Raw genomic sequence first — 13,113 nt, forward strand, 5'->3', positions numbered from 1 at the left:
GTTCTCGTCTCTCCTGACGCCGTGTGGGGACTCAAGCGTCACAGCAGTCCTACGGCCGTGTCGACGGCACCGGCCACGTCTCCGTCGGCCGGATAGAGCAGGGAGCGGCCGACGACGAGCCCCTGCACGGTGGGCAGCCGCAGGGCGGCCCGCCACTTCTCGTACGTGCCGTCGGCGACGTCGCCGCCCAGCAGCACGGTGGGCAGCGTCGTGGTCTCCAGCACCCGGGCCATGTCGGCGGGGTCGTCGGTGACGGGCACCTTGAGCCAGGTGTACGCGGAGGTCCCGCCGAGCCCCGAGGCGACGGCGATGGAGGTGGTGACGGCCTCGGCGCTCAGGTCGTTGTGCACCCGCCCGGCCACCCGCCGGGAGAGGAACGGCTCGACGAAGACCGGCAGCCGGCGCGCGGCCATCTCGTCGATGACGCGGGCCGCGGAGTGCAGTGTCCGCAGCGAGCCGGGGTCCTCGTGGTCGATGCGCAGCAGGAGCTTGCCCGCGTCGAAGCCGAGCCCGGCCAGGTCCTCGGGGCGGTGGCCGGTGAACCGGTCGTCCATCTCGAACGCGGCGCCCGCGAGCCCGCCGCGGTTCATGGACCCGATGACGACCTTGCCCTCCAGCGCGCCGAGCAGCAGCAGGTCGTCGAGCACGTCGGCGGAACCGAGCACTCCGTCGACGCCGGGCCGCGACAGCGCGAGGCACAGCCGCTCCAGCAGCCCGGCCCTGTCCGCCATGGCGAACGGCCGCCCGCCGACGGCGAGGGCGCCGCGGGCGGGGTGATCGGCGGCGATGATCATCAGCCGGCCGGTGTCACCGACGAGCGGCCGCCGCGCTCTTCGCCGCGCGGCTTCGGCGATGGCTTCGGGGTGCCGGCTTCTTGTTCTGGCGAGGTCGGCGATGTCGATTCTCACGGTGGCCTCTGGTTGGGGCGGGTGGTTTTTTTGGGGGGTGCGGGTCGCTGGCGCCTGCGGCGGGCTCTTTCCCCAGCCCCGCCCCTTCCCGGCTGCATCTGATGTGCGGCTCCGCCGCGTGGGGGGCGCGTGCCCCAGACCCCCGGCCGCGGGTTTCGTTGCCGCCTGCGGCGGGAGCGCCCTGCGGGCGCGTCCTCAAACTCCCCCAGCTACCTCCCCCAGACTCCGTCCGGGGGTGCCCCCAGAGGTGCCCCCACGGGCTGGATTGTGCTGATGTGGGTGCGCCATTCAGCCCGTCCGGCGATTGAGGACAACGCGCGAAGCGTGTTGCGGGGTCTGGGGCTCGCCCCCAGTTTCGGGAAGGGGCGGGACTGGGGAACAAAGCGCCGCAGGCGATAAAACAGCGCACCCCCTACCCACCCGATCCGCCGAGGAGCCCCTCGATCTCCGCAGGCACCGGCATCGCCGCCGAACACGACAGCCGCGAAGCCACAATCGCCCCGGCAGCGTTCGCGTACCGCAGGGCCGCCTCCAAGGAGCGCCCGGCCAGCAAGCCGTCACACAGCGCCCCTCCGAACGCGTCGCCCGCGCCCAGGCCGTTGAGGACCTCGATCTCCACCGGCGGGACCTCGGCCGTCGTGCCGTCCCGGTGGACGGCGAGCACGCCCTTGGGGCCCTGTTTGACGACGGCCAGTTCGACGCCGGCGTCGAGGAGCGCCCAGGCCGCCGCGAGGGGTTCGCGTTCGCCGGTGGCGACCTCGCACTCGTCGGCGTTGCCGACGGCGACGGTGGCGTGGGCGAGGGCGGCCGCGTAGTACGGCCGGGCGGTGGCCATCGCGGCGGCGCCCGTACGCCCGCCGTCGCCGGAGGCGCCGCCCTCGCCGCCCCAGAAGAGCGGGCGCCAGTCGAGGTCGAAGACCGTGGTGCCCCGCTTGGCGCGGGCCGCCAGCGCGGCCAGGGTCGCGGAGCGGCTCGGCTCCTCGCACAGCCCCGTGCCCGTCACCCAGAAGATCCGGGCGGCGCGCACGGCGTCCAGGTCCAGCTCGGTGGTGTGGATGTCGAGGTCGGGGGCCTTGGGGCGGCGGTAGAAGTAGAGCGGGAAGTCGTCCGGCGGGAAGATCTCGCAGAAGGTCAGGGGCGTGGGGTGGGCCGGCACGGCCGTCACCCACCGGTCGTCCACACCGAAGTCGCGCAGCGCCCGGTGGACGTAGTCGCCGAAGGGGTCCGCGCCGGTGCGGCTGATCAGCGCGGTGCGGCGGCCGAGCCGGGCGGCGGCGACCGCGACATTGGCCGGCGACCCGCCGAGGAACTTCCCGAAGGTCTCGACCTCCGCCAACGGCACGCCGGGCTGGAGGGGATAGAGGTCCACCCCGACCCGGCCCATCGTGATCAGGTCGTACGGTCCCGTCTCGCTCATGGGGTCAGGTCTAGCCGGGGCCTCACGACCCTGTCAAGGAATTGTCCTTACATATTGACGTACCCGGGCCGGACTTGACGTGACGTCCGAATGTCCGGACGTAACCTTGACACCCCGTCCGCGCGGCGGGGAAGCTACGGAGGAGCCCCGCCCCTCGTCCGAGGCGACCCGAGGAGAGCCGCAGATGCCCCCCAGCCCCGCTCCGTCGCCCGCGCCCCGCGTCCGGGTGGGTTCCGCCCCGGACTCCTGGGGCGTGTGGTTCGCCGACGACCCGGTCCAGGTCCCCTGGCAGCGCTTTCTGGACGAGGTCGCCGACGCGGGCTACGCCTGGATCGAGCTCGGGCCGTACGGCTATCTCCCCACCGACCCCGCCCGGCTGCGCGAGGAGACCGGCCGGCGCGGCCTCTCCGTCTCCGCGGGCACCGTCTTCACCGCCCTCCACCGCGGCCCCGCCGTCTGGGACGCGACGTGGGAGCAGGTGGCCGCCGTCGCCGGGCTGGCGCGGGCGACGGGCGCGCGGCACCTGGTCGTCATCCCGGCCTTCTGGCGCGACGACCGCACCGCCGAGGCCATCGAGAGCCCCGAGCTGACGGCCGAGCAGTGGCGCCATCTGACCACGGGCACGGAGCGGCTGGCCCGCGAGGTCCGCGAGCGCTTCGGCCTGGAGATCGTCGTCCACCCGCACGCCGACACCCACATCGACACCGAGGCGCACGTCGAGCGCTTCCTCGACGCGACGGACCCCGCGCTGGTCAACCTGTGCCTGGACACCGGCCATTACGCGTACTGCGGCGGTGACAGCGTCAAGCTCATCGAGACCTACGGCGAGCGGATCGGCTATCTCCACCTCAAGCAGGTCGACCCGGCGGTGCTGGCGGACGTGGTCGCGAAGGGCACGCCGTTCGGGCCCGCCGTGCGGCAGGGCGTGATGTGCGAACCGCCGCTCGGCGTACCGGCGCTGGAGCCCGTGCTCGCGGCCGCCGCGAAGCTCGACGCCGATCTGTTCGCGATCGTGGAGCAGGACATGTACCCCTGCCCGCCCGACCGCCCGCTGCCCATCGCCCGGCGCACCCGGCGCTATCTGCGCGGCTGCGGCGTCTGACGGCGTCCCCGCCCGCGCTGAGACGCACAGAGACGCACGGAGACGCACGGAGACGAGGAGACACCCACCATGACGCAGCAAGGCACGCTCGGCGTCGCCGTCATCGGCACGGGGCGGATGGGCGCCGACCACGTCCGGCGGCTCGACGAGGTCATCAGCGGGGCGCGGGTCGCGGCGGTCGTCGACGTCGACGGCGACCGCGCGAAACGGGCCGCCGCGGGCATCGACGGCTGCGCGGCCTACACCGACACGGCCGCCGCCCTGTCCGACCCCGGCGTGGACGCCGTGCTCATCGCCTCCCCGGGCCCCGCGCACGAGGCCGCGCTGCTGGCGGCGTTCGCGCGCGACCTGCCCGTGCTCTGCGAGAAGCCGCTGACGCCGGACGCCGCGTCCGCGCTGCGCGTGGTGGAGGCCGAGGCCCGGCTCGGGCACCGGCGCGTCCAGGTGGGCTTCATGCGGCGGTACGACGCGGAGTATCTCCAGCTCAAGGCCCTGCTGGACGGCGGCGGGATCGGCCGCCCGCTGATGCTGCACTGCCGGCACCGCAACGTCACCACGCCGCCCGGCTTCACCGAGCAGATGATGATCAATGACTCGGTGGTCCACGAGATCGACGCCACCCGCTGGCTGCTCGGCCAGGAGATCGCCGCCGTCACCGTCCTCAAGCCGGCCCGCTCCGCCGCCGCGCCCGAGGGTCTGAGCGACCCTCAGCTCGTCCTCCTGGAGACCTCCGGCGGCGTCCTCGCGGACGTCGAGATCTTCGTCAACTGCGGCTTCGGCTACCAGGTCCAGTGCGAGGCCGTCGGTGAACGCGGCAGCGCGCGCATCGGCGAGACGTACGGCCCGCTCGTGCACACGGCGGGCCGCTGGGGCGGCGAGATCGCCCAGGACTTCGTGACCCGCTTCCGCTCCGCGTACGACGAGCAGGTGCAGCGCTGGGTGACGGCGACGCGGTCGGGCCGCGTGGAGGGCCCGTCGGCGTGGGACGGCTACGCGGCGGCGGCGGCCTGCGAAGCGGGCACCCGGTCGCAGGGGTCGGGCGCCCGCGAAGTGGTCTCCTTGGCGGGGCGGCCGGAGCTGTACGCCTGATGTCGGCGGGGGTGCGCGAGCCGGTTGCCGCCTGCGGCGGAAGCGGCCTGCGGCCGCGTCCTCAAACTCCCCCGGCCACCTCCCCCAGACTCCGTCCGGGGGTGCCCCCAGAGGTGCCCCCAACGGGCTGGATATCCAGCCCGTCCGGCGTTTGAGGACAACGCGGCGAAGCCGTGTTGCAGGGGGCTGGGGGCCAGCCCCCAGTTCGGGAAGGGGCGGGACCGGGGAAAAGAAAGGGGCACCCACCATGCGCATCGGACTCATCGGCGCAGGCCGCATCGGCTCGTTCCACGCCACCGCCCTCGCCGCCAACGACAACGTCGACGACCTCCTCATCACCGACACCGACCCACCCCGCGCCGCCGCACTCGCCACCCGCCTGAGCGCCCGCACCACCACCCCCGACACCCTCCTCCGCACCGCCGACGCCGTCGTCATCACCGCCCCCACCGCCACCCACGCGGAGCTGATCACGCGCGCCGCGGCAGCCGGTCTGCCCGCCTTCTGCGAGAAGCCCGTAGCGCTCGGCCTCCGCCGCACGCGGGAGGCGCTGCGCGCGGTCGAGGAGGCGGGCACCTTGTTGCAGCTGGGGTTCCAGCGGAGGTTCGACCCCGGGTTCCGGGCGGCGCGTGAGGCGGTGCGGGCGGGGCGGCTGGGGCGGGTGCACACCATCCGGGCCGTCACCTCCGACGCCGCTCCCCCGCCCGCGGACTTCCTGCCGCTGTCGGGGGGTCTGATCCGCGACTGCCTGGTCCACGACTTCGACACCGTGCGGTGGCTGACGGGGCGCGAGGTGACGGAGGTCTACGCGCGGGGTTCGGCCGGCGGCGCGGCGTTCTTCCGGGAGGCGGGCGACGTGGACACCGCGGCCGCCCTGCTCACCCTGGACGACGGCACGCTCGTCACCGCGACCGCCACCCGTTACAACGGCGCCGGCTACGACGTACGGATGGAGCTGTCCGGCGAGCGCGACCAGTGGGTGGCCGGGCTCGGCGAGCGTACGCCCACGACCTCGGCCGAGCCCGGCGGGCCCGGGGCGCCAAAGCGGCCCTGGGCGGACTTCCTGGAGCGGTTCGAGGCCGCCTACCGCGCCGAACTGGCTCATTTCCTGCGGGCCGCGCGCGGCGAGGCGGCCAATCCCTGCTCCGGCCGGGAGGGGCTGGCGGCGCTGCTCGTCGCCGAGGCGTGCGAGGTGTCGCGGCGGGAGAACCGTCCCGTGCGGGTGGACCCCCTGGGCCTGTGAGCGCCCTCCGCCGGGGCCCTGTGGCCGGTTGGCCCGTCATCCTCCCGTTACGACCGTCACGCTTTCGCAGAGCTTCGGTCACAGAGGGCCAACAACCCCTCGTCGTCCGTCACTCGGGGTCGTTCACCGGGCACAGGCTCAGTGATCAAGAAGGCCGCGTCACGGCTTCCCCGACGGACCCCCCTCCGTCGCCGCGGCGCAGCGGAGAGGCGCGAGAGATGACCGACCGTCGACTCTGGTCCTACAAAGAGATCGCGGCACACATCGGCGTACAGACCGACACCGTCCGGACCTACCGCAAGCACGGCATGCTGCCCACGCCGGATCTCGTCGAGGGCGGCAAGCCCTACTGGTTCGCGGACACCATCCGCGACTGGGTGGCCGCCCGCCCCGGCAACCGTTCCCGGCGCACGGCCGAGGACTGACCGGGAATCGCCCTCACAGGGGCCCCGGGCCGGACTTCCGGCCCGGGGCCCCTGGCCGTGCGCGCCCCCGCGGGACCGGTGGAACACCCGCCCGGGAATACCCCCAGGGGGTAAGCTGTTGCCGCTGTTGTCCGACGACGCACGACCTCACCGAGGGGAACCACCATGAGCGACTCCACCACCGTCTACCAGGTGACCGGCATGACCTGCGGCCACTGCGAGTCCGCGGTCACCGAGGAGATCTCCGCACTCGCCGGGGTCACCTCGGTGAAGGCCGTCGCCGCGACCGGCCAGGTCACCGTGACCGCCACCGCGCCGCTGGACGACGAGGCGGTCCGCGCCGCCGTCGACGAGGCCGGCTACGAGCTCACCGGCCGCGCCTGACCGCCAGGACCCCGCGATGAACAGCACGGCCCCCACCCCGAAGGCACCCGCTCCCGCCGAGGTCGAACTCGCCATCGGCGGGATGACGTGCGCGTCGTGCGCCGCCCGCGTGGAGCGCAAGCTCAACCGGATGGACGGCGTCCGGGCCTCCGTCAACTTCGCCACACAGAAGGCGCGCGTCGCCCTCGGCGCGGGGGTCGCGGTGGCGGACGTCATCGCCACGGTGGAGCGGACGGGCTATACGGCCGAGCCGCCGCGGGCGCCCGGGCCCGCGGCGGATGCCGGCGAGGCCGACGGCGGCGGGGAGGCGGGGGCGCTCCGGCGGCGGCTGACCGTCTCCGCCGTGCTGTCCGCGCCGGTCGTGCTGCTGTCGATGGTCCCGTCGCTCCAGTTCGACAACTGGCAGTGGCTGTCCCTGACGCTCGCCGCGCCGGTCGTGGTCTGGGGCGCGTTCCCCTTCCACCGGGCCGCGTGGACCAACGCCCGGCACGGCGCGGCGAGCATGGACACCCTGGTCTCGATCGGCACGCTGGCCGCTTTCGGCTGGTCGCTGTGGGCGCTGTTCCTCGGCACGGCCGGGATGCCGCACATGCGGCACGCCTTCTCGCTGACCGTGTCCCGGACGGACGGGTCGTCGGCGATCTATCTGGAGGCGGCGGCCGGGGTGACGACGTTCCTCCTGGCCGGGCGCTGGCTGGAGGCGCGGTCCAAGCGGAAGGCGGGGGCCGCGCTGCGGGCGCTGCTGGAGCTGGGCGCCAAGGACGTGGCCGTGCTGCGGGGCGGGCGCGAGGAGCGGATCCCGGTGTCCCGGCTGGCGGTCGGCGACCGCTTCGTCGTACGGCCCGGGGAGAAGATCGCGACGGACGGCACAGTCGTCGAGGGCGCGTCCGCGGTGGACGCTTCGATGCTGACCGGGGAGTCGCTGCCGGTGGACGTGGCCGTGGGCGACACGGTGGCGGGCGCGACCGTCAACGCCGCCGGGCGGCTGGTCGTCGAGGCCACGCGGGTCGGCGCGGACACCCAGCTCGCGCGGATGGCCCGGCTGGTGGAGGACGCGCAGAACGGCAAGGCCGAGGTGCAGCGCCTCGCCGACCGCGTCTCCGGCGTCTTCGTGCCCGTGGTGCTGCTGATCGCGCTCGGCACACTGGCCGGCTGGCTACTGGCGACCGGGGACACCACGGCCGCGTTCACCGCCGCCGTCGCGGTGCTGATCATCGCCTGCCCCTGCGCCCTGGGCCTGGCGACGCCGACCGCGCTGATGGTCGGTACGGGCCGGGGCGCGCAGCTCGGCATCCTGATCAAGGGGCCGGAGGTGCTGGAGTCGACGCGGCGGGTGGACACGGTCGTGCTGGACAAGACGGGCACGGTGACCACCGGCCGGATGGGGCTGCACGACGTCGTCACCGCGCCGGGCGAGGACGAGCGCGAACTGCTGCGGCTGGCCGGGGCGCTGGAGCACTCCTCCGAGCACCCGGTCGCGCGGGCCGTCGCCGCCGGGGCCGTGGAGCGGGCCGGTGAGGTGCCGCCCGTCGAGCACTTCGGGAGCGTGGCCGGGCTGGGCGTGCGGGGCACGGTCGAGGGGCGCGAGGTGCTCGTGGGCCGGGAGTCCCTGCTGACCGGGGCCGGGACCGAGCTGCCCGGCCGCCTCGCGGACGCACTGGCCGCGGCGCGGGCCGAGGGCCGCACCGCCGTGGCGGTGGCCTGGGACGGGAAGGCCCGGGGGGTCCTGTCCGTCGCCGACACGGTGAAGGAGACCAGCGCCCGAGCGGTGGCCGAGCTCAAGGCCCTGGGGCTGCGCCCGGTGCTGCTGACCGGCGACAACCGCGCCGTGGCCGAGGCCGTGGCCGCCGAGGTCGGCATCGACGAGGTGATCGCCGAGGTCATGCCGCAGGACAAGGCCGACGTCGTCCGGCGGCTGCAGGGCGAGGGCCGTACGGTCGCGATGGTCGGCGACGGGGTCAACGACGCCGCCGCCCTGGCCACGGCCGACCTCGGACTCGCGATGGGCACCGGCACGGACGCGGCGATCGAGGCGGGCGACCTCACGCTCGTCCGCGGCGACCTGCGGGTCGCGGCGGACGCGATCCGGCTGGCCCGGCGCACCCTCGCGACCATCAAGGGCAACCTCTTCTGGGCGTTCGGCTACAACGTGGCCGCCCTCCCCCTGGCCGCCGCCGGACTCCTCAACCCCATGATCGCGGGAGCGGCGATGGCCTTCTCCTCCGTCTTCGTCGTGACCAACAGCCTGCGGCTGCGCGCTTTCCGCTGAGCGCCGGGCCGGGCGGGGCCCGCGTTCACGTAACCCATAAAAGCGACACAACACCCACACATTCACCCCCTTGCCCTTTTACGTCCAGTTATGGCAGGAGACCTAGATCACAGCGATTCCGACGTAACCATTGCGGGGGGTCGTGGGTCTAACCAGGCAGTGCTGGATCGTCTTGGGGGACGGTACCGGCCACGCGTGGCCGGGGCACGTACACCGGGGAGCTTTGAGCGGCCCTCCCGTGCGTACGCGTCCCGGCAGATCGCGTCGGCACCGCGCACCGCGGCTCCCGGCCGGATCCCGTGGGGGGAATCCGTACCGGGGAACGGAAAGCGCCCCGCTCCGACCCGTGGGGGGATCGGTAGCGGGGCGCTTTTCTCTGCCTGTCACCGCTGCTGCGCGGCCTGCGCCGCCGAGCGGATCAGCCGCGGTCGAGCGGCAGCTCGCGCTCCACGACGCCGGTGTAGATCTGGCGCGGGCGGCCGATGCGGGAGCCGGGCTCCTTGATCATCTCGTGCCACTGGGCGATCCAGCCGGGGAGGCGGCCGAGCGCGAAGAGCACGGTGAACATCTCGGTCGGGAAGCCCATGGCCCGGTAGATGAGACCGGTGTAGAAGTCCACGTTGGGGTAGAGGTTGCGCGAGACGAAGTAGTCGTCGGAGAGCGCGTGCTCCTCCAGCTTCAGCGCGATGTCCAGCAGCTCATCGGACTTGCCGAGCGCCGAGAGGACATCGTGGGCCGCCGCCTTGATGATCTTCGCCCGGGGGTCGAAGCTCTTGTAGACGCGGTGGCCGAAGCCCATCAGGCGGACGCCGTCCTCCTTGTTCTTCACCTTGCGGATGAAGGAGTCCACGTCGCCGCCGTTGGCCTGGATGCCTTCCAGCATCTCCAGGACCGACTGGTTGGCACCACCGTGCAGCGGGCCCCACAGGGCGCTGATGCCGGCGGAGATCGAGGCGAACATGTTCGCCTGCGAGGAGCCGACCAGGCGCACGGTGGAGGTCGAGCAGTTCTGCTCGTGGTCCGCGTGCAGGATCAGCAGCTTCTCGAGGGCCGAGACGACGACCGGGTCGAGGTCGTACTCCTGGGCCGGCACCGAGAACGTCATCCGCAGGAAGTTCTCGACGTAGCCGAGGTCGTTGCGCGGGTAGACGAACGGGTGGCCGATCGACTTCTTGTAGGCGTACGCGGCGATCGTCGGCAGCTTGGCCAGCAGACGGATCGTCGAGAGGTGGCGCTGCTTCTCGTCGAACGGGTTGTGGCTGTCCTGGTAGAAGGTGGACAGCGCGCTGACCACGGACGACAGCATGGCCATCGGGTGGGCGTCACGCGGGAAGCCGTCGAAGAAGCGCTTGACGTCCTCGTGCAGCAGCGTGTGCTGGGTGATCTCGCCCTTGAAGGTGGCGAGCTCGTCGGCGGACGGCAGCTCGCCGTTGATCAGCAGGAACGCCGTCTCCAGGAACGTGCTGCGCTCGGCGACCTGCTCGATCGGGTAACCGCGGTAGCGGAGGATGCCCTGCTCGCCATCGAGGTAGGTGATAGCGGACTTGTACGCGGCGGTGTTGCCGTAACCGGAGTCCAGGGTCACCAGCCCGGTCTCGGCGCGGAGCTTGCCGATGTCGAAGCCCTTGTCGCCGACGGTGCTGTCGACCACCGGGTAGGTGTATTCGCCGTCCCCGTACCGCAGTACTACAGAGTTGTCGCTCACGTCATCCCTCACCGACGTTGTGCCTCTTCTTCGAGGTGCCCTGACTACCCCTACCTTCCCCCATTTGGACGATGCACGTGCACTCGGGGTCGGCCATAGGGCCTAATGACGGCACTCAGTGCCGCCCAGCCTGGCCATACTGCCCCGTTCGCCCCGGTTGGTAAACCGTCTGGGAAGGAATGCCGTCTGCATCACTTCCGCCGGGGCCCGCGCCGAGCCGGTGGTCCAGAGCCGTACATCTGCGGCCTGCGGAAACGGTGCGGACGGCCTGGCCCAGGGCCTTGCGGGAGCCCACCAGGACCACCAGGCGCTTCGCCCGGGTCACGGCGGTATAGAGCAGATTGCGCTGGAGCATCATCCACGCGCCCGTGGTGACCGGGATCACCACCGCCGGATACTCGCTGCCCTGCGACCGATGGATGGTCACCGCGTAGGCGTGGGCGAGCTCGTCGAGCTCGTCGAAGTCGTAGCCGACCTCCTCGTCCTCGTCGGTGCGCACCGTCAGGCGCTGCTCGACGGTGTCCAGGGCGGTGACCACGCCGACCGTGCCGTTGAAGACGCCGTTCTCGCCCTTCTCGTAGTTGTTCCGGATCTGGGTGACCTTGTCGCCCACGCGGAAGACACGGCCGCCGAAGCGGCGCTCCGGCAGGTCGGGCCGGGCGGGCGTGATCGCCTGCTGGAGCAGGGCGTTGAGGTTGCCCGCGCCGGCCGGGCCGCGGTGCATGGGGGCCAGCACCTGGATGTCGCGGCGCGGGTCGAGGCCGAACTTCGCGGGGATGCGGCGCGCCGCCACCTCCACGGTGAGCCGGCCCGCCTCCTCGGTGTCCTCCTCGGGGAAGAGGAAGAAGTCGGCCAGGCCCTGAGTGATGGGCTGCACGCCGGAGTTGATGCGGTGGGCGTTGGTCACCACGCCGGACTGCTGCGCCTGCCGGAAGATGCGGGTGAGCCGCACGGCCGGGACGGGGCTGCCGGGCGCGAGGAGGTCGCGCAGCACCTCTCCGGCGCCCACGGACGGCAGCTGGTCGACGTCGCCGACGAGCAGCAGGTGGGCGCCCGGGGCCACAGCCTTGACGAGCTTGTTGGCCAGCAGCAGGTCGAGCATGGACGCCTCGTCGACCACCACCAGATCGGCGCCCAGCGGCCGGTCGGCGTCGTACGCGGCGTCACCACCGGGCTTGAGCTCCAGCAGCCGGTGCACCGTGGAGGCGTCGGCGCCGGTGAGCTCGGAGAGCCGCTTGGCGGCCCGCCCCGTGGGCGCGGCGAGGACGACCTTGGCCTTCTTGGCGCGGGCCAGCTCGACCACCGACCGCACGGTGAAGGACTTGCCGCAGCCGGGGCCGCCGGTGAGGACGGCGACCTTGCTGGAGAGCGCGAGCCGCACCGCCTGCTCCTGCTCGGGGGCCAGTTCGGCGCCGGTGCGGTCGGCGAGCCAGGCCAGCGCCTTGTCCCACTCCACGGTGCGGAAGGCGGCCAGCCGGTCGTCCTCGGCCCGCAGCAGCCGCGTCAGCCGGCCGGCGAGGGAGAGCTCGGCGCGGTGGAAGGGGATGAGATAGACGGCGGTCACAGGCTGGCCGTCCGGGCCCGGCACGCGCTCGCGGACCACGCCCTCCTCGTCGGCGGCGAGCTCGGCGAGGCAGTCGATGACGAGCCCGGTGTCGACCTGGAGGAGCTTGACGGCGTCGGCGATCAGCTTCTCCTCGGGGAGATAGCAGTGTCCCTGGTCGGTGGACTGGGAAAGGGCGTACTGCAGACCGGCCTTGACGCGCTCGGGGCTGTCGTGGGGGATGCCGACGGCCTGGGCGATGCGGTCGGCGGTCAGGAAGCCGATGCCCCAGACGTCGGCGGCCAGCCGGTAGGGCTGATGGCGGGTCACGGAGATGGAGGCGTCGCCGTATTTCTTGTAGATCCGCACCGCGATGGAGGTGGAGACGCCGACGCCCTGGAGGAAGACCATGACCTCCTTGATGGCCTTCTGCTCCTCCCAGGCGGCGCCGATCATCTTCGTCCGCTTGGGGCCGAGGCCGGGGACCTCGATCAGCCGCTTGGGATCCTGCTCGATGACGTCCAGGGTGTCGGTGCCGAAGTGCTCGGTGATGCGGTCCGCGATGCGCGGGCCGATGCCCTTGATGAGGCCGGAGCCCAGATAGCGGCGGATGCCCTGGATGGTGGCGGGGAGCAGCGTGGTGTAGTTCTCGACGGTGAACTGGCGGCCGTACTGCGGGTGGGAGCCCCAGCGGCCCTCCATCCGCAGCGACTCCCCGGGCTGCGCGCCGAGCAGGGAGCCGACGACCGTGAGGAGGTCGCCGCTGCCGCGGCCGGTGTCGACGCGGGCGACCGTATAGCCGCTCTCCTCATTGGCGTAGGTGATCCGCTCCAGGACCCCTTCGACCACTGCCATGTTCGCCATGACCCGACGGTACCGCCGGGGTGCGACAGGCGTTCGGGGCTGTGGACAACTCCGCGGGAGCGAGGGGAGCGAGCGGGGACAAGCCGAGGGGCCCGGTCCGACGACCGGGCCCCTCGGGCACCCCCCACTACCGGCTTCCTCCGAAATCCCCCCGGATCCCTCCC

At 72.7% G+C, this 13,113-nt stretch carries 9 protein-coding genes and 1 pseudogene; 6 read left to right on the plus strand and 4 right to left on the minus strand.

Annotated elements, in window-relative coordinates:
- Positions 1–38: 38 nt before the first annotated feature.
- Positions 39–908, minus strand: coding sequence for a Cgl0159 family (beta/alpha)8-fold protein (locus ACZ4A5_RS23545; RefSeq protein ID WP_467587532.1), 870 nt, complete (start codon positions 906–908; stop codon positions 39–41).
- Positions 909–1,320: 412 nt separating this feature from the next.
- On the minus strand, positions 1,321–2,325 hold the full coding sequence (gene iolC / locus ACZ4A5_RS23550; RefSeq protein WP_467587536.1) for a 5-dehydro-2-deoxygluconokinase: 1,005 nt from the start codon (positions 2,323–2,325) through the stop codon (positions 1,321–1,323).
- A 184-nt stretch (positions 2,326–2,509) separates the two neighbouring features.
- On the opposite strand from iolC, the gene ACZ4A5_RS23555 reads away from it, so the two are divergent.
- From ACZ4A5_RS23555 to ACZ4A5_RS23580, 6 genes and pseudogenes are all read left to right on the plus strand, one after another.
- Positions 2,510–3,427, plus strand: coding sequence for a sugar phosphate isomerase/epimerase family protein (locus tag ACZ4A5_RS23555; RefSeq protein WP_467587542.1), 918 nt, complete (start codon positions 2,510–2,512; stop codon positions 3,425–3,427).
- 69 nt (positions 3,428–3,496) lie between these two features.
- The gene (locus tag ACZ4A5_RS23560) at positions 3,497–4,516 is read left to right on the plus strand and encodes a Gfo/Idh/MocA family protein (protein ID WP_467587545.1); all 1,020 of its coding nucleotides are present in this window, start codon (positions 3,497–3,499) and stop codon (positions 4,514–4,516) included.
- A gap of 151 nt (positions 4,517–4,667) precedes the next feature.
- Complete coding sequence (locus ACZ4A5_RS23565) at positions 4,668–5,759, plus strand: Gfo/Idh/MocA family protein (protein WP_467587548.1); 1,092 nt, start codon at positions 4,668–4,670, stop codon at positions 5,757–5,759.
- Between the two features lie 218 nt (positions 5,760–5,977).
- Positions 5,978–6,184 (plus strand): helix-turn-helix transcriptional regulator, encoded by a 207-nt coding sequence (locus ACZ4A5_RS23570; protein ID WP_398868440.1) that lies wholly within the window; start codon positions 5,978–5,980, stop codon positions 6,182–6,184.
- 177 nt (positions 6,185–6,361) lie between these two features.
- Positions 6,362–6,568, plus strand: a pseudogene (locus ACZ4A5_RS23575) (heavy-metal-associated domain-containing protein); the annotation flags it as partial.
- A 16-nt stretch (positions 6,569–6,584) separates the two neighbouring features.
- Positions 6,585–8,837: a heavy metal translocating P-type ATPase gene (locus ACZ4A5_RS23580; protein WP_467587558.1), complete on the plus strand. Its 2,253-nt coding sequence runs from the start codon at positions 6,585–6,587 to the stop codon at positions 8,835–8,837.
- 418 nt (positions 8,838–9,255) lie between these two features.
- Here the strand turns inward: ACZ4A5_RS23580 and ACZ4A5_RS23585 are convergent, their stop codons facing one another.
- Both ACZ4A5_RS23585 and recD2 read right to left on the minus strand, forming a co-directional pair.
- The gene (locus ACZ4A5_RS23585) at positions 9,256–10,542 is read right to left on the minus strand and encodes a citrate synthase (protein WP_467587563.1); all 1,287 of its coding nucleotides are present in this window, start codon (positions 10,540–10,542) and stop codon (positions 9,256–9,258) included.
- 115 nt (positions 10,543–10,657) lie between these two features.
- Positions 10,658–12,949 carry an SF1B family DNA helicase RecD2 gene (gene recD2, locus ACZ4A5_RS23590; RefSeq protein WP_467587569.1) on the minus strand — a complete coding sequence of 764 codons (2,292 nt, stop codon included), beginning with the start codon at positions 12,947–12,949 and terminating at the stop codon, positions 10,658–10,660.
- Between the last annotated feature and the right edge of the window lie 164 nt (positions 12,950–13,113).

The organism is Streptomyces sp. NPDC025618 (genome assembly GCF_055558795.1).